The sequence below is a fragment of the Eoetvoesiella caeni genome, assembly GCF_003315175.1.
GTDB lineage: Bacteria > Pseudomonadota > Gammaproteobacteria > Burkholderiales > Burkholderiaceae_B > Eoetvoesia > Eoetvoesia caeni.
The window spans coordinates 35,567-58,698 of sequence record NZ_QNRQ01000014.1 but is presented as its reverse complement, the minus strand read 5'-3'; the positions used below and the strand labels follow the sequence as shown (position 1 = coordinate 58,698).

General features: G+C 58.3%; 18 protein-coding genes and 2 pseudogenes. 4 read left to right on the top strand and 16 right to left on the bottom strand.

Annotation, left to right across the window (positions count from 1 at the left end; all coding sequences use genetic code 11):
* Positions 1-65: 65 nt before the first annotated feature.
* The 8 genes from DFR37_RS19150 to DFR37_RS19115 all read right to left on the bottom strand — a co-directional run bounded on the left by DFR37_RS19150 (position 66) and on the right by DFR37_RS19115 (position 11,117).
* The gene (locus DFR37_RS19150; RefSeq protein ID WP_113934793.1) at positions 66-3,734 is read right to left on the bottom strand and encodes a hydantoinase B/oxoprolinase family protein; all 3,669 of its coding nucleotides are present in this window, start codon (positions 3,732-3,734) and stop codon (positions 66-68) included.
* Positions 3,731-4,261, bottom strand: coding sequence for a winged helix DNA-binding protein (locus DFR37_RS19145; RefSeq protein WP_113934792.1), 531 nt, complete (start codon positions 4,259-4,261; stop codon positions 3,731-3,733). Before DFR37_RS19145 ends, DFR37_RS19150 begins: the two co-directional genes overlap by 4 nt.
* Positions 4,251-4,625: a 2Fe-2S iron-sulfur cluster-binding protein gene (locus tag DFR37_RS19140; RefSeq protein ID WP_113934791.1), complete on the bottom strand. Its 375-nt coding sequence runs from the start codon at positions 4,623-4,625 to the stop codon at positions 4,251-4,253. Before DFR37_RS19140 ends, DFR37_RS19145 begins: the two co-directional genes overlap by 11 nt.
* Positions 4,622-6,382 carry an FAD-binding protein gene (locus DFR37_RS19135; RefSeq protein ID WP_113934790.1) on the bottom strand — a complete coding sequence of 587 codons (1,761 nt, stop codon included), beginning with the start codon at positions 6,380-6,382 and terminating at the stop codon, positions 4,622-4,624. Before DFR37_RS19135 ends, DFR37_RS19140 begins: the two co-directional genes overlap by 4 nt.
* Positions 6,379-7,107: an ABC transporter ATP-binding protein gene (locus DFR37_RS19130; protein ID WP_379881489.1), complete on the bottom strand. Its 729-nt coding sequence runs from the start codon at positions 7,105-7,107 to the stop codon at positions 6,379-6,381. The genes DFR37_RS19135 and DFR37_RS19130 overlap by 4 nt, the downstream gene beginning before the upstream one ends.
* Positions 7,100-7,954 carry an ABC transporter ATP-binding protein gene (locus DFR37_RS19125; protein ID WP_113934788.1) on the bottom strand — a complete coding sequence of 285 codons (855 nt, stop codon included), beginning with the start codon at positions 7,952-7,954 and terminating at the stop codon, positions 7,100-7,102. The genes DFR37_RS19130 and DFR37_RS19125 overlap by 8 nt, the downstream gene beginning before the upstream one ends.
* Positions 7,954-9,834, bottom strand: coding sequence for an ABC transporter permease (locus DFR37_RS19120; protein ID WP_113934840.1), 1,881 nt, complete (start codon positions 9,832-9,834; stop codon positions 7,954-7,956). Before DFR37_RS19120 ends, DFR37_RS19125 begins: the two co-directional genes overlap by 1 nt.
* A gap of 170 nt (positions 9,835-10,004) precedes the next feature.
* Positions 10,005-11,117 (bottom strand): ABC transporter substrate-binding protein, encoded by a 1,113-nt coding sequence (locus DFR37_RS19115; RefSeq protein ID WP_113934787.1) that lies wholly within the window; start codon positions 11,115-11,117, stop codon positions 10,005-10,007.
* A gap of 234 nt (positions 11,118-11,351) precedes the next feature.
* Between DFR37_RS19115 and DFR37_RS19110 the strand changes: the two genes are divergently transcribed.
* Complete coding sequence (locus DFR37_RS19110) at positions 11,352-12,161, top strand: prolipoprotein diacylglyceryl transferase family protein (RefSeq protein WP_113934786.1); 810 nt, start codon at positions 11,352-11,354, stop codon at positions 12,159-12,161.
* 179 nt (positions 12,162-12,340) lie between these two features.
* Here the strand turns inward: DFR37_RS19110 and DFR37_RS19105 are convergent, their stop codons facing one another.
* Entirely contained in the window at positions 12,341-12,823 is a 483-nt protein-coding gene (locus tag DFR37_RS19105; RefSeq protein ID WP_113934785.1) for a MarR family winged helix-turn-helix transcriptional regulator, read from the bottom strand.
* 168 nt (positions 12,824-12,991) lie between these two features.
* Here DFR37_RS19105 and DFR37_RS19100 point away from each other — a divergent pair.
* Positions 12,992-13,702, top strand: a pseudogene (locus DFR37_RS19100) (ABC transporter substrate-binding protein); the annotation flags it as partial.
* A gap of 186 nt (positions 13,703-13,888) precedes the next feature.
* Here the strand turns inward: DFR37_RS19100 and istB are convergent.
* Together istB and istA are read right to left on the bottom strand one after the other, a co-directional pair.
* Positions 13,889-14,647, bottom strand: coding sequence for an IS21-like element helper ATPase IstB (gene istB, locus DFR37_RS19095; RefSeq protein WP_113934783.1), 759 nt, complete (start codon positions 14,645-14,647; stop codon positions 13,889-13,891).
* 19 nt (positions 14,648-14,666) lie between these two features.
* Complete coding sequence (gene istA / locus DFR37_RS19090; protein WP_113934782.1) at positions 14,667-16,190, bottom strand: IS21 family transposase; 1,524 nt, start codon at positions 16,188-16,190, stop codon at positions 14,667-14,669.
* A gap of 210 nt (positions 16,191-16,400) precedes the next feature.
* Here istA and DFR37_RS19085 point away from each other — a divergent pair.
* Positions 16,401-16,868 (top strand): annotated as a pseudogene (locus tag DFR37_RS19085) (ABC transporter substrate-binding protein); the annotation flags it as partial.
* Positions 16,869-16,896: 28 nt separating this feature from the next.
* Positions 16,897-17,985: an aromatic ring-hydroxylating dioxygenase subunit alpha gene (locus DFR37_RS19080; protein WP_113934780.1), complete on the top strand. Its 1,089-nt coding sequence runs from the start codon at positions 16,897-16,899 to the stop codon at positions 17,983-17,985.
* Between the two features lie 109 nt (positions 17,986-18,094).
* On the opposite strand, the gene DFR37_RS19075 is transcribed toward DFR37_RS19080, so the two are convergent.
* From DFR37_RS19075 to DFR37_RS19055, 5 genes are all read right to left on the bottom strand, one after another.
* Entirely contained in the window at positions 18,095-19,009 is a 915-nt protein-coding gene (locus tag DFR37_RS19075) for a hydroxymethylglutaryl-CoA lyase (protein ID WP_113934779.1), read from the bottom strand.
* A 21-nt stretch (positions 19,010-19,030) separates the two neighbouring features.
* Positions 19,031-20,233: a CaiB/BaiF CoA transferase family protein gene (locus DFR37_RS19070; RefSeq protein WP_113934839.1), complete on the bottom strand. Its 1,203-nt coding sequence runs from the start codon at positions 20,231-20,233 to the stop codon at positions 19,031-19,033.
* An 80-nt stretch (positions 20,234-20,313) separates the two neighbouring features.
* On the bottom strand, positions 20,314-21,603 hold the full coding sequence (locus DFR37_RS19065) for a TRAP transporter large permease (protein WP_113934778.1): 1,290 nt from the start codon (positions 21,601-21,603) through the stop codon (positions 20,314-20,316).
* Entirely contained in the window at positions 21,600-22,115 is a 516-nt protein-coding gene (locus tag DFR37_RS19060; protein WP_113934777.1) for a TRAP transporter small permease, read from the bottom strand. The genes DFR37_RS19065 and DFR37_RS19060 overlap by 4 nt, the downstream gene beginning before the upstream one ends.
* A 10-nt stretch (positions 22,116-22,125) precedes the next feature.
* Complete coding sequence (locus tag DFR37_RS19055) at positions 22,126-23,028, bottom strand: helix-turn-helix transcriptional regulator (protein WP_170139955.1); 903 nt, start codon at positions 23,026-23,028, stop codon at positions 22,126-22,128.
* Positions 23,029-23,132 lie beyond the last annotated feature (104 nt).

Genomic DNA, 23,132 nt, shown 5'->3' with positions numbered 1-23,132 from the left:
CGCTGTGCTACTAAAAGCCTTGCGCGTCGCTTGCTCAAATCCAAGGCAATTGCCTTGGATTTGACTCAGGCTGCTCCGTAGCCGCCGCCGCCCGGCGTTTCTATTTCGAACATGTCGCCCGCCTGCAATTCGGCCTGGTCGGCGTGAGCCAATTCTTCGACCTTGCCGTTGCCACGGATTACCCTGGACTTGCCCAGGGCTCCGGGCTGGCCGCCCGCGGCGCCGAAGGCGGGGTGGATCCAGCCGTTGGACAGGGTAGAGACTGTCATGGGTTCCAGGAAGCGCAGGCTGCGGACACCGCCGTTGCCGCCGTGCCAGCGGCCGGCGCCGCCGGAATTCTGGCGAATTATGTAGCGTTCCAGGCGCACGGGGAAACGCAATTCCAGGACTTCGGGATCGGTCATGCGCGAGTTGGTCATTTGGGTTTGCACGACGGAAGTACCGTTGAAGCCGCCGACCAGCTTGCCCTGGGCGTCGAAGCGCCCGCCCGCGCCGGAGCCGCCCGAAATGGTTTCGTAGTACTGATACTGGGCGTTGCCGAAAGTCAGGTTGTTCATGGTGGGCTGGCTGCCGGCCATGACGCCCAGGGCGCCGTACAGGGCGTTGGTGACGCAGCTGGAGGTTTCGACGTTGCCCGCGACCACGGCCGCGGGGTAGCTGGGGTTCAGCATGGAATCCTGGGGCACGACAAGCTTAAGCGGCTTGAGCCCGCCGGCGTTGATCGGGATGTCGGCTTCCACCATGGTGCGAAAGACATATAGCACCGCGGCGGTCGTGACGGCGCGCGGTGCATTGAAGTTGTTCGGCAGTTGCGCCGAGGTGCCGGTGAAGTCCAGCGTGGCGCTGCGCGTTTCATGGTCGACTTTCAGCTTGACCTGGATGCGCGCGCCGTTGTCGAGCAGTTGCGTAAATTCGCCATCGTGCAGGGTAGCGATGACGCGGCGCACGGATTCTTCGGCGTTGTCCTGAACATGCCGCATATAGGCATGCACGACATCCAGGCCAAAGGCATCCACCATTTTCAACAGTTCTTCGCGGCCTTTTTCGTTGGCGGCTATCTGGGCGCGCAGGTCCGCGAGGTTCTGGTCGATATTGCGCGCGGGGTAGCGCGCACCGGCCAGCAATTGGCGCATGCTGTCTTCTTGCATGCGGCCGTTTTCCACCAGGCGGAAGTTGGTGATCAACACGCCTTCGTCTTCTATGGTCCTGGAGTCGGAAGGCATGGAACCCGGAGTCAGGCCGCCGATGTCGGCATGATGGCCGCGCGAGCCCACATAGAACAGGATGTCCCGGCCGGCCTGGTCGAATACAGGTGTCACGACGGTGACGTCGGGCAGGTGGGTGCCGCCTGCGTAAGGGTTGTTCAGCACGTAGACGTCGCCGGGCCGCAGGCTGCCGGCGTTGTCCTGGATGATAGCCTGCACGCTGGCACTCATCGAGCCCAGGTGCACGGGAATGTGCGGGGCGTTGGCCACCAGCTCGCCCGATGAATCAAAGATGGCGCATGAGAAATCCAGGCGCTCTTTGATGTTGACAGAGTGCGCGGTGTTTTGCAGCCGATAGCCCATTTGCTCGGCAATCGACATGAAGAGGTTGTTGAAGATTTCAAGCATGACGGGATCGGCGTCGGTGCCCACGGCGAACCGTTGCGGCCGGGGTACTGCGCGTTCCAGCAGCATGTCGCCGCGTGCCGTTACCGTGGCGCGCCAGCCATCGTCGACCAGCGTGGTGGCATTGGCGTCGGTAATCATGGCGGGGCCGGCAATGACGTCGTCCGCGCGCAGGTCGGCGCTGCGATACAGGGGGCATGTGCGCCACTCGTCGGCCACGCGCATGCGCACGCTGTCGGCCGCTTCAGGACCGCCCGGCCGGGCGGACCCGTTGCCTTCGGAAAAGGCCTGGAAGATCTGCCCGGACTCATCCGCGATAGCTTCGGCCACAACGGATTCTATAACGAGGCCGCGCTCGGGCATCAAAAACGAGAAGCGCTGCAAATAGGCTTTTTCAAACGCCTTAAGCATGGCTTGCGTGCCGTCCAGTGCCACGGGCAAGGCGGTATCGGTGCCGGCATAGCGCAAGTGCACGATGTTCTTTATCTGGATGATGTCCGCCGGAATTTCCTGCGCCAGCAGATCGGCGCGCGCAATGCCCGCCAGCTCTTCGAGAGTGCGGCGCGCGGCGGTCTCGCCATCGGCGTCCCAGGGTAACTCGACGGAGCGTTCGCGCATGGCGGTCGAGGCGGCCAGCCCCATGCCGTAGGCGGACAGCACGCCGGCCAGCGGATGCACCAGCACGCGGGGCATGGAAAGTTCGTCGGCGACGCGGCAGGCATGCTGGCCGCCCGCTCCGCCAAAGGTAATCAGGGTATAGCGGGTAATGTCGTAGCCGCGCTGTACGGAAATCTGCTTGATGGCGTTGGCCATATTGGCCACGGCAATATCCAGGAATCCTTGGGCCAATTGCTCGCCCGATACGTCGCGTCCGGTAGCGGCAGAAACTTCTTGCGCCAGCTCGGCAAACCGCGCCTGCACGACTTCAAGGTCCAGAGACTGGTCGGCGTTCGGTCCGAAGACCTCGGGAAAATGATGGGCCTGTATCCGGCCCAGCATCAGGTTGGCGTCGGTCACCGTAAGCGGCCCGCCGCGCCGGTAGCAGGCTGGCCCCGGGTTGGCGCCGGCCGATTCAGGCCCGACGCGCAGTCGAGCGCCGTCGAAGTGCAGGATGGAACCGCCGCCCGCCGCCACCGTATGGATGCTCATCATGGGCGCGCGCAAGCGCACGCCGGCCACCAGGGTATCGAAGGCGCGCTCGTATTCGCCGGCAAAATGCGACACGTCGGTTGACGTGCCGCCCATGTCGAAACCGATGACGCGGTCCAGCCCGGCCGACTGCGCAATGCCCGCCATGCCCACAATACCGCCCGCGGGCCCGGACAGGACGGAATCCTTGCCCTGGAATGTCTGCGCGTCGGTCAGGCCGCCGCTGGATTGCATGAATTGCAGGCGCACGCCCGGCAAGGCGGCCGCAACGTGGTCGACATAGCGGCGCAGCACCGGCGACAGGTAGGCATCGACGACCGTAGTGTCGCCGCGCGCAACGTAGCGAATCAAGGGCGACACTTCGTGCGAGGCGCAAACCTGCGTATAGCCCAGTTCGCGGGCCAGGCCGGCCAGCCTGGCCTCGTGTTCGCCGTTGCGATAGCTGTGCATCAGAACGATGGCAACAGCGGTAAAGCCGCGCCCCCGGGCTTGCTGCAAAGCCACGCGGGCTCCGGCCTCGTCCAGCGGCATGACCACCGAGCCATCGGCGGCCAGGCGCTCGTCGACTTCAATGGCTTCTTCGTGCAAGAGTTCGGGCAGCACAATTTCACGATCGAACAGGCGCGGACGGTTCTGGTAGGCAATGCGCAGCGCGTCGCGAAAACCGCGCGTCACGACCAGCAGCACGCGCTCGCCCTTGCGTTCCAGCAAGGCGTTGGTTGCGACGGTGGTTCCCATCTTGACGACGTCGATCAATTCGGCAGGCACGGCCTCGCCGGCCTTGACGCCCAGCAACTGGCGTATGCCCTGCACCGCAGCGTCGGGATATTGCTCGGGATTTTCGGACAGCAGCTTGGCTGTTACCAACCGCCCATCGGGGCGGCGCGCCACGACATCGGTAAAGGTGCCGCCGCGATCGACCCAGAACTGCCAGCGTCCTTCGTCGGCACGGGCCACGCCCGTTGCGGCGCTCATAGCGACGATGCCGCGCGTGCGGCCTGATCGTACAAGCCTGAAAGCAGGCGTAGGCGCTCGGCCACGTCGGACAGGGCTTCGCTGTTGGCTAGCTCGCCCTCGACGCCGGGAAACAGGCAACGCTCGCGCACTTCACGAAAGCGCTCCAGCAATTCGTTGCTGCTTTCGGTAGTGCGATAAAACACTTCCTTGCCGACTTTTTCGCTCATGACCAACTTCATTTTCAATAGCTTTTTAAGTGAATAGCTGATCACGTAGCTGTCTTCGTAATTCAGCGTAAAACAGATGTCGGCCAGCCGCTTGTGCCGTTTACGATGATGCACATGATGCAGCACCAGGATGTCGGTCAAGCCCAGGTCGGGTTCGCCGGCGGCGCGCATGCAGCGCACTACCCAGCGTCCGAAGGCGTTGTTGGCCACGATAAGGCCGAACTCCAGCTCGGACAGGCTGGGGTACTGCCCCGCCGCCAGGTGGGCCGATGACAGAATGCGCAAACGCCCGTTCGGCGCAGCCTTTTCAGAGGTCATCGTCGTCCTCCTGGCCTCCCAAGCGTTCTTTGACCGGCGCAATCTGCGAAATAAGATCGCGGATGCGAGCCTTGTTCGCCAATGGCGCGACCGTGTGCGTTGCACCGGGCTGCATGCGGGCCATGCAGGCATAGACGACCTTGCCGTCCAGCAACACCATACATTCTTTACAGGCGTTGGCGTTGATGCATGAATAGCGCACAGCCAGCGTATCGTCCAGGTTCTCGCGCACCCATCGCAGTCCATCCAGCAATGAATCGGCGGCGCCGACCGGCAGTTCGTAGCGCTGCACCCGAGTTGCGCCAGCGCCCACCCCGCGCTGCACATCCAGGCAAATCATGGTGGGTTTGTCTTCGGTGCTCATGCCTGTCCTCCTTGCTCAGTACCCGCCAGCGCAAGCTCCGCCTCGGCTTGGGCCGACAGGCGCTCGACGGGCTGCGTTGCCAATGTCCATTTGCCGTCCTTCCATGACAGGGTCTGGTTCAGCGTCCAGGCTTCGTCCAGCCCCGGGTAATCTTCGCGCTGGTGCGCACCCCGGCTTTCCGTGCGCGACAGCGCGCTGCGCGCGACGGCTTCGGCCACCATCAGCATATTGCGCAGGTCCAGCGCATCCAGGCGCACCGGGTCTTGCGGCCCAGTCCCGCCTTGCAGCTTGTCGCCCACCTCTTCGCGCAGTTGCCCGATTTCAACCAGCGCCTGTTCCAGGCCCTGCTGGTTGCGGAAAGGTCCCACATGGATTTGCATGATTTCCTGCAAGCGCGCGATCAGGTGCGCCACATTGACATGGTCTTCGGATGCGGACGGTTCGGTCGCCAGCATTGCCAGTACGGGCTCGGCCAGCGTAGCAGCGCTTTGGACGTCGGCCGTTGCCGCCGTGCCCGCATAAGCCGCCGCCGAGCGGCCGGCCTGCAGGCCGAAGCTGATGGCCTCGGTAATGGCATTGCCCGACAGGCGATTGGCGCCATTGGCTCCGCCCACGGCTTCGCCCGCGGCATAAAGGCCCGGCACATCGGTGCTCATATCGACATCAACGCGTATGCCGCCCATGTGGTAGTGGGCAATGGGTGCGACCTCTATGGGGTTCTTGGTAAGGTCGATGCCATTGGCCGCCAGCTTATCGATGATGGGGCCAAAGGCTTGGCGCAGCGTGGCTTCCGGCACATGCTGGAAGCTTAAATAGGCGCCGCCGGCGGGTGTGCCGCGGCCGGCCTCGACCTCTTTCAAAATAGCGTAAGTGGCCGCGTCGCGGGTAACGGTATAGCCTTGGTCTTCCGAGGCATGGCCGTATTTTTCAACAAACTCTTCGCCCAGTCCGTTCAACAGGCGCCCGCCCAGCTTGTAGCGGAAAGGATCCCACATGATGGGGTCAAAGCCCACCAGGCGCGGCGCCAGGTGGCCGATAGGGAAAAACTGCACAAACTCCATGTCGATAAGATGCGCGCCGGCACGCAAGGCAAGCGCGTAGCCGTCGCCGCCCATGTTCAGCGAAGCGCTGTTGCGCTTGTACAGCCGGGTCAGCCCGCCTGTTGCAATGATGACTGCGCCGGCTCGTATCACCATGCGCTCGCCGGTGGTCAAATGCACGGCAACCGCGCCCACCGCCCGGCCGGCTTCAACCAGCAGGTCGACCACCAGAATGTCGCCCAGGCGCTGTATGCGCGCGTCGTGCGCCACTTGCGTGCGCAAGGTCTTGGCAACCGCCGGCCCGGTGTTCAGGTAATCGACATACACACAGCGCGCGCGGTCATGCCCGGGCGCATGCGCCTGGGTCAGATGGCCGTCGGCCCGCGCCCAGCCCACTCCCCAACTGTCCATCAAACGGATGGCGTCGACGCCCGACTCGCACAGCAGCCTGGCCAGCGGTTCGCTGCACAGGCCGCGGCCGGCTTTCAGGGTGTCGGCATAGTGGTAGCGCCAATCGTCCGGAGTTTGTTCGCCCAGGGCGACGGCCACGGTCATCTGCGCCATGATGGTTGCACCGCCGCGCCCCACCAGGCTGCGGTCGGTCATGATGACCCGGCTTCCGGCCTTGGCGGCGGCTATTGCCGCGCTCATGCCGGCGCCGCCGGCACCTATCACCAGCACATCGGTTTCTTCGTTCAGTATGTTTTCAGCGTTCATGCTGCCCCCAAATACGCTTTCTGCACCATGGGGTCGGCGGCCAGGTCGGCGGCCGATCCCTTTAAAATGACATGGCCGTGCTGCAGCACATAGGCCCGATCGGCCAGCTCCAGCGCTATCCGCGCATTCTGCTCGACCAGCAATATGGTCTGGCCCGCTGCTTTCCAGCGGAACAGCACCTCATAGACCATGTCCACGAATTTCGGCGACAAACCCATGGAAGGCTCGTCGATGCAAATCAGTTTGCCGCGCCGCAGCCAGGCCCGGCCCAGCGCCAGCATCTGCTGCTCGCCGCCCGACAAAGTGCCCGCCGCCTGCTTGCGCCTTTCGGCCAGGCGCGGAAACGACAGGAAGACCTCTTCCAGGTCTTTGGCGATCTGTTCTTTTTCATGGCGGCGCGGGTACGCGCCCATCAGCAGGTTTTCAAGCACCGACATTTCCGGAAAAATACGGCGCCCTTCGGGCACGCTGGCCACACCCAGGTCGATGACATCGGGGGCGGCAAGCCGGTGTATCGGGCGCCCTTCCAGCTCGATGCGCCCGCTGGACGGCGTAACAAGTCCCAGCACCGACTTAAGCGTGGTGGACTTTCCCGAGGCGTTGCCGCCCAGCACGGATACCACTTCGCCCGCCTGTACATACAAGCTTACGCCGAACAGCGCCTGCACGGCACCGTAGTGCACGTCGATATTCTCCACAAGCAGAAAAGGTGTGTCCTTAGCCAAGATGCGCATCCGATGAGTTGGGGCGCCGCCGCTGGCGGCCCAGATAAGCTTCGACCACTTCGGGATGATCCAGGGCATGGTCGGGATCGCCCTGAGCCAGCACCCGGCCCTGATTCAGCACAATGACACGGTCGGCCACCCTGCGAACCAAAGAAAGCTTGTGCTCCACAACCAGTATGCCCAGATTGGGCCGCATGCGACGCAGGGCCAGCAAAAGCTCGGTGAGTTCGCCGGTTTCGGTGGGGTTCATGCCAGCCGCGGGCTCGTCCAGCAAAAGGAAGTCGGGTTGCCCCGCCAGCACCCTGGCGATCTCGAGCCGGCGCCGATTTGCATAAGACAGGCTGAACGCCGGCTGGTCCTTGCGCGGCCAAAGCCTGTCGCCGAAAAGCTGCAAGGTTTCGCGCGCAATGGCTTCCTGGCGTTCAATTCTGTGGCGCCAGCCCGATGTATTGAACATGGTCGCCAGCACTTCGTGCGCGGCGTTTGCCAGGATCTTGCCGTGCCCGCCGCTAAGCAGGTTGGCCTGCGTGCCCAGCATCACGCTGTCCCAGACCGACAGGGCCGGAAAAACGCGCGAAGTTTGAAAGCTGCGGCCCACGCCCAGCCGGGCAATGCGCTCAGGCGGCAGCCGATCTATGCGCCGCCCGTTCAAAAAGATACGTCCGCTGGAAATGCGGTCGACACCGCTGATAAGCTGAATAAGAGTCGACTTGCCGGCGCCGTTGGGCCCGACCAAAGCCAGGGTCTCGCCAGGTTCCAGGGCCAGGCTTACGCAGTCGACAGCCGTCACACCGCTGAAATGCCGGGATACGTCCTGAACCGCCAATCCGTTTATTTGCCCGGCCATCAGCGCGCCCCCAGAAGGCCGTACGGACGCCAGCGCAGCATGATCAGCAGGATAACGCCGTACAAAATCATGCGCCACTCGGCAAATGACCTGAGCAGCTCGGGCACGATGGCCAGCACAAAACCGGCCAGAGCCGCGCCCGTCAAATTGCCCAGCCCGCCCAGCACCGCCATGGTAAGCACCAGCATTGATACCTGCACGTTGAAGCTGTCGGGACTGATGACGCTTTGCACATAGGCGAACAGTCCGCCGGCGGAGCCGGCCAGCGCGCCCGAAACGGCAAAGCCCAGCAACATATAGCGTCGCACGGGCAGGCCGGCCGCGTGCGCTGCCAGGCGGTCTTCACGCATGCCGCGCCACACCCGGCCTATGCCCGAATTGACCAGCCGTTGGGCCAGGAACAGGCCTACGGCCACGACCAGCGCCACCAGCCAGTATTTCTGCCCTATGGTCGCCAGGCGCAGGCCGCCCAGCCATTCGAATTGCGGCGCGGGAATGTTCAGAAATCCCATGGGGCCGCGGGTCACCGGCAGCCAGGTCATGAACACCAGGAAACCGATCTGGCCTATCGCCAGCGTACCCAGCGCCGCCGTGTGGCCGCTTAGCTTGTATAGCGGCAGCGCGGAAATCGTGGCCACCAGGGCGGTGACAATCGCCGCGGCCGGCAGTACCAATTCGGCCGGCCAGCCGTAGGTATGGGCCAGCACCGCTACTGTGTAGGCGCCGACGCCATAGAAAGCGGCATGCCCGATGGACAGCACGCCCATCGCCCCCGATACCAATGAGACGCTGGCCGAAAGCATGGCAAAAATCATGGCGTACACCACCGCCTGCAAAAAGTAGCCGTTCTGCGTCACGAGCGGCAACAGCGACAGGACTGCGCCGCAGACCAGGAAGCCCCACGGGGGTATCTCCCAGATGGGATGGCTGGCGCGCTGGCTGGAAGCCGAAGCCAGCAGGCTGGTGCTGGGCATGGGTCCGGAGGCGCCCGAGGCACCGCCCAGCGCATCCAGGCGTCGGTCGCCCAACAGGCCTTGCGGACGAAAAAGCAGGAACACCAAAAGCAAAGAAAAAGCAGCCAGGTCGCGAAAGCCTTCACCCAGATAGGCGCTGGCCAGCGTTTCCACCACGCCCAGCAGCATGCCGCCCAGCACAGCGCCCGGAATGCTGGTCAAGCCGCCCAGCAACGCCGCCGAAAACCCCTTCAGGCTGAACGGCATGCCCATTTGCGGAAACACGCTCTTGAAGTACAAGGCCACCAGAATTCCGCTGATAGCGCCCAGCGTGCCGGCCAGCGCAAAAGCCAGTCGCCGTACATCCCCGGTGCGCACGCCCATCTGCGCTGCCGCGTCGCGGTCTTGCGCCGTAGCCCGTACGGTGCGCCCCATCCACGAGCTGGCAAGAAACCAGGTCAAGGCCAGGGCCGTCAAACCACCAAACACGAAGATAAGCAGGTCCGTACTGGTGAAGTAAGCATTGCCAATGAAAAACGTGACCTCGTCGAAAGGCAAAGGAAAAGCCTGTCCTTCCGGCGACCAGATGATTTCCGCCAACTGGTCCACAATCAAGGCGATGGCCAGGGTTGAGAGCACGGGCGCAATATAAGGCCCGTTTTCAAGCGGGCGCAGGGCCACGCCCTCAAGCACCATGCCCAGCAGGGTAACCAGCGCAATGGAGCCGATGGCCGCCACCCATAAGGGCAGGCCCAGAAGAGTGACGCCGCTGAATGCAAAAAAAGCGCCCAGCATGAACAAGGCGCCCTGCGCGAAGTTGATCAGGTTGGACACACCGAAGACCAGGCTGAAACCCAGTGCAATCAGTGCATACACCTGTCCGATGGCCAGGCCATTGAGTATCTGGCTAAAAAATAATTCGATCATAAGATGGCCATGGCGAGGCGACACCTGAATCGGTGCGGCCTCGCCATATATGGCGTTATAGTGAGCTCGCTCCATTCCCAGATCAAGCGTGAACGCGAAGGTGAAGCGCAGACATTACTTTTGTAAGGCAAGCGAAACCGACAAAGTGCACGCTTGATATGGGGATGGAGCTATTTAAGCAACTGGAACTGGCCGTTCTTCACGACAATGAAAACAGGATCTTTGTGCACATTGCCGTTTTCGTATTTGGTCACGCCGGTAACCCCGGTGTATGCCGGCCCATTGGCCAGTTCGTCGCGCACGGCATCGCCGGTAAGCGGCTTGCCGGATTTAATTACGCGGCGGATCGCTTCTGTGCCAACGCCCGCTGCGTCATAGGCCAAGGCCGAGAACAGATCGGGCAGGCGACCGTACTTGGCCTTGTAAGCATCGGTAAACTCTTTGTACCTGGGATCTTGCGCAATAAACAAGGTATGCAAAACCGTCCCCTCAGCCGCCTTGCCGGCCAGCTCGATGAACTTGGGCGAAGTCAAAGGAATGCCGCCGCCAACCGGGATGGTCTCGCCGGCCTGGCGCAACTGCTGAATGAAAATGGATGCTTCCTGATACGGCAGGGCCAGGAATACGCCTTCGGGCTTGAGCGCCCGGATCTTGCTGATAAAGGGGCGGAAGTCCCGGGCGCCTGGCTGTACGCTTTCCAGCAGCAGTACCTTGCCGCCGTTCTTTTTAATAATGTCGGAAGTCGCCTTGCCGGTATAAACGCCCCAATCGTCTTGCGAGTAGGGGATCACTACCGACTTGGCTTTGAGCTTGTCCTGGATGGTAGCCGCGTTGTATTGCGCCAGAATATCGTCGGTATTGTTTTGACGAAACTGATATTTGCTTTGTTTGGTGAAATCAGGATGAGATGACGTTGGGCTGATCTGCGGGATCTTGGCCTCGGCAAAAATAGGCGCGGCTGCCATCGACGACGTTGTCGACCACGAACCTATGGCCAGCACCACTGGCGTCGCAACCAGCTTGCGTGCCACAGAGGCCGCTTCCTGCGGCGAGTTCCTGTCGTCTTCAACGATCAAATTGATGGGATGGCCTTCAATGCCGCCCTGGGCCTTGATTTTGTCCAGATACAGCTCGACGCCATTCTTGGAGCTTGCACCGTATTCGGCGAAGTTGCCCGACATGTGCGAAAAGAAACCCACATTGATGGGGTCGGCAGCCTGAACCGGCGCAGCCATGAACACAGGCAGCAAGGCGGCCAGTAACGTCGATCGGATTAAACGCATAGTGAATAGCCCTCGAAAAACTCAAACTGGAAACTGTCGCATATCGTCAGCCTTTGCAAACCAGCACGACGGCGACATGGAAAAGCCGGGAGACCCGGCCAGCTTTTTACTTTTTGTCTGGTACTAATATTAACGTTTAGCTAATAATTTACTAACGTATTATATGTAATAAGTAAATTTGTAAATCGTATGGCGGCTCAGTGCGTACCGCCGCAGGTTCAGCGCGGAGTTGCCATGATCAGTATGGGACCATTTTCAATTCGGGTTGTCATTGTTGTCGTCGCGGCCATGGCAGCATGGCTTATCACGCGGCTCGTTGCCAGGCAACTGCCGGATTCCGGCGCCAAGACTGCGAGCGGCGTGATTCTTGATGCTCTGTTCATTGGCCTGATTACCGCGCGAATAGCATTCGTGCTTGTCTGGTGGAAGGATTACCTGGCTAACCCGCTTGCCATGCTGGCCGTGGGGGATGGTGGCTTTTATGTGACGGCCGGGGTGTTAGCGTCTATTTCGTGGGTTTGGTGGAAAACGCGTTCGAAGCAACTGCTGCGCAAGCCGGTCTATGCAGGCATCTTGGCCGGATTGCTAGCTTGGGGGGCCGCAAATGGCACTCTGGCGTTCTTGCAGCGTTCCGCGCCCTCATTGCCGGTACTTCAGTTAAGCACTATCGACTCGCAACCCATAGCGCTTACCCGCTTTGCCGGCCAGCCTGTCGTGGTAAATCTGTGGGCGACATGGTGCCCCCCATGTCGCCGCGAAATGCCTGTGTTCGTGAAGGCCCAGGCGGAATATCCGAATATTGCCTTCGTCCTGATCAATCAAGGAGAAACCGCACAAGTAATTAAAAACTATCTTGATGCGCAGGGGTTGAAGCTACAGCATATCCTGCTGGATCCGGCATCCCTTGTCATGCAGGAAATAGGGTCACGCGGCTTGCCCACGACGCTGTTTTTCGACGCCAAAGGCCGAATGGTGCATTCGCACATGGGCGAGCTCACTATGCCAGGCCTCAAAAGCACTCTAAACAGTCACTTCGGTCAATAGTCGCGCTCGACCAAAAACCGGCAATTGCGTAAACCATGATAAAGAACAAACTGCCCCGCCCATGGAGTGCCCAAAAATGCCCATCTGCGACGGCTGAGCCTTGATCTGTTTGATATTGCTTGTCTTACCACAAGCGTCATAGATATGCGCAATGCCAATGTATTGAACGAGCCATATGCTCATTCCTTGGCAGGGGTATTGCTTAGCTCAGCATCTGAATCAATTAAAACCTTCATGAGCCGCATAAACTCTTCGCGCTCTTCGGCCGTAAGGGGAGCTAAAAATCGCGTCTGCGAACGCAGCATGGCGGGTATTACAGCCCCCAGCATTTCAACGCCCTTTTCTGTGGGCGTAATTAGACGTGCCCGTCGATCATGCGGCGCGACCTTACGGGTGACCAACCCTCGCGCTTCCAGACGATCGATGACACCGCCAATAGTCGCGGTGTCCGACCCGACACTGCTTGCCAAAGTCTTTTGATCAATGCCTGGATGGTTGCAGATCGTTTGCAAGGAAGAATACTGTACCGGGGTGACATTGAGGCTGCTCACCTCCTGGGTATACATAGCGACTGCTAATTGATGAACTCGCCGGGCGTAATGCCCAGGTAGCGTCCGCAGGTCCAAATTAGTGGACTTGGCAATCGTTACGTCGTCATTCATTAGGGCGGCTCTCACTTTTCAGTCTGTCTCACAGAAGGATTTTCGAACAATCATTGTAGTTGGGTATTGACAACCTTCTTACTTTATTAGACCGTATACATATAGTATCTATACATACTATATAATTTCACTACGGCAACGGCCGATTAAACCCATGGAGGAGACTTTATGAATAAGAGACAAACCATTGCAGCCCTGTGTATCAGTACTATTGCTTTGAGTACCGCACTGCCTGTAACCGCCCTAGCCCAAAACAATACTGTGAAAGTGGGCCTCATCCTTTCGTTGACGGGACCATTCGCTTCTACCGGCAAGCAACTCGAGGAAGGGGCACGCCTGTACATCGCGCAGCACGGTGACACAGTGGCTGGGAAGAAAATCGAGCTCGTAATCAAAGACGACACCGGTGCGCCCGACCACGCGAGACGCATTGCCCAGGAACTTGTCGTCAAAGAAAAAGCGCAGGTACTAGGCGGTTTCGCGCTGACGCCGCTAGCCCTAGCAGCAGCTCCAGTGGCAACCCAAAGCAAAACGCCCTCGATCGTAATGGTGGCGGCAACTTCCCGCGTAATCGACGCCTCTCCTTATTTCGTACGCAGCAGCTTCACTCTTCCGCAAGTCACCATCGGCGTTGCTCAGTGGGCTCCCAAGAATGGAATTAAGAACGTGGTTACGCTGGTTAGCGACTATGGGCCGGGGATTGACGCCGAAGGCTCTTTTACGAAACAGTTCGAGATGAGCGGAGGCAAAGTTACGGAAGCTATCCGTGTTCCCATGCAAAACCCGGACTTTGCTCCCTTCCTACTACGCGTAAGGGACTTAAAACCTGACGCCGTATTCGTGTTTCTTCCCGCTGGTGTCGGGGTGCAGTTCATGAAGTGGGTATTCCGGTTGATCGTGACCGCCGATTCCGGCATCGTGACCGGTCAGTCCGGGCATCGTGACCACCGATTCCGATGATCGTGACCACCCGCCGTCATGGCAGGCGGGAACAGGCGCAAGTTTGATTGTACTTGGAGGGCTTTTTGGCTCTGAAGCGGGGCCGGATTGGCGGCTAGACGGCGCTTAGCCGCCGCCGGTTTCGGTCACTTGTGCACGACCTGCCGCGCGTAACGATTCGCCCTTAAGTACGATGCGGTGCGCCTGTGGCAGCAGTCGGTCGAGCATGGCGTCAGCCAGGGCCGGGTCGCCAAGCCAGGCATGCCAGTGCTCGACCGGCAACTGGCTGGTCACCAGGGTGGCCCGGCCGCCGACCCGGTCATCCAGGATTTCCATCAGCGCCTCCCGGGTCAGGGCATCGAGCCCGACCAGCCCCCAATCGTCGAGCACGATGACGTCGGTTTTAGCCAGTTGCAGCAGCCACTTGGTGTAGGAGCCGGCGGCGCGCAGTGTGCGCAGTTCCTCGGCCAGGCGCGGCACGCGCAGATAGCGCACACTGTGGCCTTGCCGGCAGGCGTACTGGGCCAAGGCGCAGGCCAGCCAGGTCTTGCCGCAGCCGGTGGCGCCGGTCAGGATGATAGTCTGCCCGGTCTGAGACCAGCCGCTGAGCGCCAAACTGGTGAAGCGGCTGCGCTCAATGCCCCGACTGGGCCGGGCATCGAAGTCCTCGATGGCCGCCTGGGGATATTTGAGGCGGGCCTGATGTAGGAGCCGCGTGCTGCGCCGTTCATGGCGGTGGTCGCACTCATGCTGTACGAGCAAAGCCAGACGCTGTTCGAAGGACAGTTCGCTGCTGGCAGGCTGTTCGCTCTGGCGCTGCAAGGCGTCGGCCATGCCAGTGAGCTTGAGTGCACGCAATTGCGCGATGGTTTGTTGATGAAGCATATAGATTCCTTGTAGAGACTTAGTGATATGAACGGGCACCGCGCAGATGTTCATGTTCAGGGCTTTGCCAGTCGGCAGAGCTGGACGGCGCCAAGCGGTCGCGGCCATTGACCAGGATCTCGCGCACGGTGCGGTAGTAGTAGGACTGCAGCGACAGGGCCAAGGCGCAGGCGGCCTCCAGACGCGCCTTGCCATAGCGTTTGGCTAACGAGAGCAAGCCCAGGGCGGAGCGATAGCCATGCTCGGGATGCTTGTAGCGTTGCAGCAATTGCTCGATCAGCGTGCCGGTGGCTATGCCAATGGTCAGCCCCCAGTCGATCAGTCGCTGCGGTGTCCACTGGCGATGCGCCCGATGTGCGGCGGGCATATGGGCGTCCACGGTGGTGAAGCCACCGGCAAGGTGACTGCGCACATGCATGGCGACGCGGTTGCCCCGATGCAGCATCTCCACGGTGTGAGCGGTGATGCGGGCATCGAGCGCCACGCCTACCAAGGCGTGCGGCACACTGTAGCGATGACGTTCGAACTCGACGTGGTAATCGACATGTACACGTACCGTCTTGAATCGGGCGTACTCATAGCGCTGCGTGGGCAACGGACTCAGCGCCGGGGCATCAAGCTGGGCGAAGACGCTGGCCCGGCTGCCGGGCAGCTTCTGGAACGCCCGTTCATTGAGCTCACCAAGCAAGGGGCGGATCGCCCGGTTGGCCGCACCCAGATCGCTCAGCCGTGTGTGACGCAGACGCGCCAGAATCCAGCGCTCAACGACCTGGACGGCGGACTCCACGCTGGCCTTGTCTTGAGGGGCATAAGGGCGTGCTGGCAAGATCGAGCAGCTGTAGTGATTGGCGAAGTCCAGCACCGTGTCGCTGGCGCGTGGTTCGTAGCGGTCTGGGCTGGCAATGACGGCGCGGGCGTTATCGGGCACGATCAGTTGCGGCACACCGCCCATGAAGTGCAGCGCGCCAGCCATGCCGGCGATCCAGTCCGACGTCTTCTGACCAGGCAGAGCCTGGGCATAGGTGTAGTGCGAGGCACCCATGGCCGAGACGAACAGGTGCGCTCGCGAGCCGTCGGTCAGCGCCAGCGTGGGTCCGGCAAAGTCAACGAACAGCTTCTCGCCGGCTCGGTGCACCTGGCGCATCGAGCGTTTGAGCGTCTTGGCATACTGCCGGTAGCGTTCGCAGAACTGACTGTATTGCAGCGTGCGCCGGCCCAGATAGTTTGCTTGGTATTCCTGCCAGAGCAGCATGAGGGTCACGCCCTTGCGCGAGAGCTCGCGGTGCAGCGTGGCGAAGTCGGGAAGGACAGGGGCAACTGCGTTGAAGCGCGCGGGAAACAGGCGATGCTCAAGAGCCGTTTCGTCCAGCGGTTCGATGGTGGCCCAATCCAGGCCGGCCGCCGCAGCGGCGTGGGTGTACTTGGCGACAACGCCCTTGGAGACGCCCAGTGCCTGGGCGCACTGTCGCTGGGAATGCCCCAGGCAAAGCGTGTGATGAAGAATGGATTTAATCATGCGCGTACTCAGTAACGGCGGCGGCATGTGGGCTCCCAAAAAGCTTCACACACTACCGCAAGGTTGAGGTCAACGCGCTTGTTCCCGCCGGCTACAGCGGCGGTGGTCACGATCATCGGAATCGGTGGTCACGCACCCGGAATGGGTGGTCACGATGCCGGAATGGAAGAAATCACTCCCTCAGAGCGGGGTGGTCACGATCACCGGAATCGGTGGTCATAATCATCGGAATACGCAATGAAGCAGTTCTCCGATCGCGGACTCGCCGACGCGGGTATCAAATTGCTCGCGACAGGAGATGTGACTGAAGACGACATCTTGAAAGATATGGGCGATAGCGCCCTTGGAGTGGTGACATCTCATCATTACTCCGCGGCCCACCCATCGATCGTCAATGAAAAATTCGTGGAAGCCTTCAAGAAAGCCTACGGTGGACAGCGGCCAAACTATATGGCTGTTGCCGCCTACGACGGTATGCGCATCCTTTATAACGCTTTGGAAGCTACGAACGGCGCAACTGGAGATGCACTTCTTGAGGCAATGAAGGGGCAGAAATTCGAATGTCCCCGAGGCCCAGTCGAGATAGATGCTCAAACACGCGATATTGTGCAAAACGTCTATATCCGTCGAGTAGAAAAAAAAGATGGGGAGCTTTACAACGTTGAGTTCGATGCCCTTAAGGCGGTGCGGAACCCAGGGAACTAGCACGCAAGCAAAGATAAAGGAGAGTTAAATGAACTGGCTTAAGAACGCCTGGTATGTCGCGGGATTCAACTACGAGCTGGACGACGGTAAAGTGGTGGCTCGGCGCTTTCTAGGCACTGCGGTAGTAATGATGCGCCATTCAGATGGGCGGATTGCGGCATTGAAAGACATGTGCCCACACAGACTGATGCCGCTTTCTGCTGGAAGGCGGGTCGGCGATGAGCTGGAGTGCGGTTACCATGGCTTGCGTTTCGACGTTCTGGGGGCCTGCACATTGGTGCCCGGCCAAACGAACATCCCCAAGCAAGCATGTGTCAGCAGCTACCCACTTGCCGAACGGCACGGGCTGCTCTGGATATGGATGGGAGATGCCGAGCGCGCTGACCATGGCTTGATCCCAGATATTCGCTGGAACGACCATCCCGAATGGACCCCATCTCGTGGATATCACCATGTGGATGCGGACTTTCGTCTTTCGGTGGACAACCTCATGGATCTGGGCCATGAAAGCTGGGTTCACTTGCAAACGATCGGGCAAGGCGAGGAAGAGTGCATTCCGAACTACCCAGTAAAAGTGACAGTCGCGGATGAGGGCGTGGTGCAAGCGCACCGCGAAATGCCGAACATCGACGCGCCCCCCTTTTTCGCCATGGTGCTCGACCATGACGGTCGCATCAACAGATGGCAAACCGCGATCAGCCTTGCGCCTTCCATATGCATGACAGACTTTGGCGTATATCCTGTTGGGACATCGCCAGACAACGCATACCGCAGTCACGTCCTGCATCTGCTTACGCCAGAAACGGAAACCACCACGCATTATTTTTGGTCGGTTGCGCGGAACCGCCGTCTAAATGATGAGGCACTTACGCAAAGTATCTGTAAAGCTATCGCTCAGACGTTCGACGAAGATGCCGTTGTACTCGCGATTCAACAGAAGCAGATCGAGACACACGGCGGGCCAATTCCCAGGTTGGCATTGAGAGTGGACGAGGCGCCCATTCGAACCCGCCGCCTGTTGGAGTCTTTGATCAAGCAAGAGAGCGAAGACCCAAGCTTCGTATATCGCCCGGCATTGATGATTGAAGATACAACGCCCGAACTTGCAATGGGCTAGTTGCATAGACTCTCATTAGGCTAAAAAAACAGGCTGCCCCCGCAAGGGACAGCCTGTTCGCCTATGCAAAAACCCACCTGATTGAATCGCATTATTCCCCTTCCCCTGGTCAAAGATAACGCCGGGTCGACGGCCCGGCTTTGGCCACCTGCCCAGGAACCTCGTGCTTCACGATATCTGGCAATACTCTTGCCATGTCCAGCAGGCTTTCCAGATCGACCTCGGTTTCGTAGCCCATTGCTTGAAACATATGAACCATGTCTTCCGTGCAAATGTTTCCGCTAGCTCCTGGTGCGAACGGGCACCCTCCCAGCCCACCCAACGAAGCGTCAAAGTGAGTAATTCCCGCTTGAAGTGCTGCTACCGCATTCGCCAAACCCATGCCACGCGTATTGTGAAAATGCGCTGTAAACCGGATAGAGGGCCAACGACTCTGCACTTGCCAGCATATTTCATTTACTTGCTTCGGATTCGCCATACCTGTTGTATCGCAAAGGGACACCCCTTGAAAGCCCAGGTCGGAAAACTGTTGGACGGTATCCAGCACTCGCGATACAGGCACATCTCCTTCGAACGGGCACCCAAACGCCGTGGCCAACGAGACGTTCAAAAACGCCTGCCCATCAACCTGCTTTGCTATCTGTGACAGCTGGTCCATCGACTGTTCCGGAGTCATCCGCAAATTGGCCAGATTATGGCTTGGGCTGGCGGACATCACGACATTGATTTCATCTACGTTGCAGAACAACGCCCGCTCGCAACCCCGCACATTCGGAACTAAAGCCGCATAGCGCACACCAGGCACACGATCGATTTGACCCATTACAGCTTCCGCATCAGCCAGCATCGGGATAGCTTTGGGAGATGTAAACGACGTGACCTCAATCATCGATATCCCAGTTCGGCTCAAAGCGTTGATCAGAGCAATTTTCTGCTCCGTAGGAATGAATTCCGCTTCCATCTGAAACCCGTCTCGAGTGCACACTTCCTGAATATATAAACGGGAGGCTTTAGGAAAAACCATGCTGTATCTCACCAGATAAGTTCAAACCAAACCGGAAACACGCAACTGCACCAGTTGCTCTGCCGTAACGCCTATCGACTTGAGCACCTCTTGGGTATGCTGCCCCAGGCTGGGTCCAAGCCAATTCGTCTTCCCTGGGGTCGCACTTAGTTTTGGAACAATGCCAGGCAACGTGATCGACTCTCCGCCTGGCAGTTCAAACTTCTGCAGCATTTCGCGCGCCTGATAATGCTCATCGTTTACGATATCCTCGGCGGTATAAACCCGCCCGCAAGGTACCGAAGCGGCATTCATCACTTCAAGTATGGTCTCCAACCCGTGTTGGGCAGTCCACTCTGAAATTGCGTTATCCAACATGGCTGCGTTTTGCACTCGTCCATCATTGCGGGCAAGCTTTGGGTCTTCCCCCAAGTCCTTACGCCCTATAGCCGCCATCAACCGTTTGAATATGCTATCGCCATTACCGGCAATCACCACATACCGGCCATCCCTGCAAACATAGGTATTCGACGGGGTAATGCCCGGCAACGCGGTACCGGTACGTTCACGCACATCTCCTGTCATGGAGTATTCTGGAACTAGACTCTCCATTACGGCGAACACTGCCTCATACAGCGCTACGTCGATATACTGCCCTTTGCCTGCGTTGACTTTCAAATGATGCATGGCCATCAGGGCACCCACCACACCATATAAAGATGCAAGGGTATCGCCCAGGCTGACACCCACTCTTACAGGTGCCCGATCCTGGTAGCCAGTGACATAACGCAAACCACCCATGCACTCTGCGATGGCTGCAAACCCAGGCCGTTGACTAGCCGGGCCGGTCTGCCCGTATCCTGAAATGCGTACCATGATCAAGTTCGGGTTCATGCTGGAAAGCCTGTCCCAGCCCAACCCCCATTTTTCAAGAGTTCCGGAGCGAAAATTCTCGATCACGATATCGGCTTCGGAAGCCAATTTACGAGCTATTTCCTGGCCTTCCTCCGACCTTAAGTCGAGCGTAACCGATTTTTTATTACGGCTTTGTGTGTACCACCAAAGCGATGTACCGTCGTACAGGGTACGCCACTTGCGCAACGGGTCGCCCTCTTTCGGTGGTTCAATCTTTATGACGTCCGCGCCAAACTGTGCCAATAAGGCGCTGGCATAGGGTCCCGCTATCAACGATCCCAACTCCAGCACTTTGACACCTTTCAGGGCCATCTCCTGCCCCTGAGCCATCTCCACCATCATCTACTCCTGTGTATGCCCAAACGTTCCATAGCCATCTGCAAAGGCGCAGCCCCCTTAGCAATCCCAGCTCAGTAAAACAACCTCACTAAAAAAAGCGCCAGGGACGGAAATGCAATCAACAAGGCTAGGCGGACGATATCTGCGCCGATAAAGGGCAGTAATCCCCTAAAAATTGTTGAAAGAGAAATGTCGGGAACAGTGGCCTTAAGAATGAAAGCATTCAAACCGATCGGGGGAGTGATCATGCCGATTTCAATCACGATAACGGTATAAATGCCAAACCAGATCGGATCGATACCCGCGCTTATGGCTACCGGGTAGAAAATTGGCACCGTAAGCAGCAGCATCGACATGCTCTCAAGCAGGCAGCCCAACACCAGATAAATCAAGGTGATGACGATAATGACTTCAAGCGCGTTAAGGTTAAGCGCAGTGACAAACCCGGATAGCGCCTGAGGAAACTGAGCGATATTGACAAAATTACCGAACAGTATTGCCCCCACCAGCACCATAAGGAGCAAGGCTGTTGTGCGTGCACTGTCCAGCAGCGTACTGGCCAGCACCTTGAAGGTTAGAGCGCGCCGCAAAAGAGCGATTACGAAGGCACCAAAGGCACCGATTCCGGCAGCTTCGGTAGAGGTAAAGATACCGCCATATATGCCGCCCAAAACGATGACAAACAACAGCAGAAGCGTCCATACTTTCGACAATGCCTCAAGCCGTTCGCGCCACGAAAACCATCGCCCCTGGGGGCCTGCTTCGGGTTTCATATAAACGATGAAGCGCACAGCCGCTATATACAGCAGTATGCCCAAAATACCAGGAACCAAGCCTGCCGCAAAAAGCGCCGCAATATTGTTTTCCGTGATTATGCCGTACAGAATGAGAACAACGCTGGGCGGAATCAATATACCAATCGTGCCTCCCGCCGCCACAGCCCCCGAAGCTAGTCCATCGGAATAGCCGTATTGCCGCATTTGAGGTATGGCGACTTTGCTCATGGTGGAGACTGTAGCAAGACTGGAGCCACACACCGCACTGAAACCACCACAAGCGGCAATGGTCGCCATGGCCAGCCCCCCCTTCTTGTGCCCTAGACAAGCATTGGCCGCTGCGTAAAGATCGTCGGACATTCGCGCATGGCTAATAAAATTTCCCATCAATATGAACAGGGGCAAAATCGATAATTGATACGACAAGGTCGTGTCGTAGAGCACCTGACCGACCATGGCTAAACCAGCGTCGACTGACGTCAGCACCATGAACCCAAGAGCCCCCACCAGACTCATTCCAAAAGCGATAGGGATACCCGAAAAAAGCATCAAAAAAAGCAATACGAAGAAAGCACCGACGATCATTGAGTGGCTCCGCTACTATCAAACTGGAAGGTATTGGCCAAAGCCAGATACAGGGAATACAAAGTAGAGACAGCGGCCATCGCCGTCATAAGATAAGCAATCCAGCTGTAAGGTATATGCAGAAACCTGGAGACATCTCCGTACATCGCCATTTCGTTGGCTTGTATGCCTAAACGCCATGTCATGACGCCTTGCACAACAACCATCAACAAATTGATCACTAGCTCCTTCACTGTTTTGGCTGCCCCATTAAACCAACCATCAAATAGTGAGACGGTGATGTGTCCATTTTCCATGGTAACCAAAGGCAGTGCGAAGAAAACCACAAAGGCAAGTAACACCTCAGTCAGCTCATAAGCACCGTTTACCGGATGATTGAAAAAATAGCGGCCGACCACATCAATGAACGTCAACAACATCATCAGCATAAGAAGCGTCGCAGCGCTCCCCCCAAGACCTAACGGAATAATTTTCAGCAAGAAATACTTGAATGTCTCATTTTTTTTCTTCATATGCGCTCGATTAATGGTCGAATGGGTTCCAGATTGACAAATACCACGTCAGAAGCTCGCGCTGACTACCGATGCCAAGCTTTTGATACGCCCGAGTCCTGTACGTTTTAACGGTTTCTTCGCCAACATCCAGATCAATGGCAATGCCCGAGTGGCACATCCCGTAAATAATACGCGCGCAAACTTCCCTTTCGCGTGATGTTATTCGTCTGTCTGTTTCAAGACAGCTTTCGATTTCTGATACCGATGCCTGCAACGCCCTAGCAGGTCGATAATTTTGGGCTTCCCAGTGCTTGGCAACAATTGAAATAAGTGGGCCGCTGATGTGCAAGAGGCTATTGATCTCGTCACATGAATATCTGCCGCGCGACTCGCCCCTTAAGAGATTGAGGCTGTAGCCCACCGACTTTCGAACACCGCTAAGAACAATCTTGTCGCCAAGGCCCCCATACAGCTTTTCGCGGAAAATCTGCGAAAGCCCATCAAAATTGACTTTGATGAACTGCTGGCCCTCTCTCTTTAGACCTTTACGTATATGAGCTATCGAAGGGTCGAAACGCCACAGGCCGGTCGTGGTATAGCGAGCAACACGTTCGGCGGCCAAATCACTGCCATCGTGGCTGATCGCAGCGATAACAGAAAGGGATGAGTCATTAAGCTGAAACAAACTGGTGTGGTCAACTTGGCAAACGCGGTCAAGGCAGGTGAGCAGTCGGATAAAGAATTCTTTACTTCCAATGCTGTCAATCAACGACTCCCAGGATTGATTATTAAGTCCGTTCGGGCGCGCAAGAGCGACCGGAGACACCGGAGACCCTCTTCTTTCTCGGGGTCGTTGAAACAAAAGATTCTCTACACAGTTAGCATCGTGCACAAAAGGCGATGGGGTATCAAAACAGCTAAACGTAGTCATGGTTGTCTCCTGTCCATTCGTTGTTGTAGTTGAATTACGAATGTATTTATTAATACTACAACAATCGCTGGGAGGGAGCTTTGCCTTGCCGCCAGACCAAGATT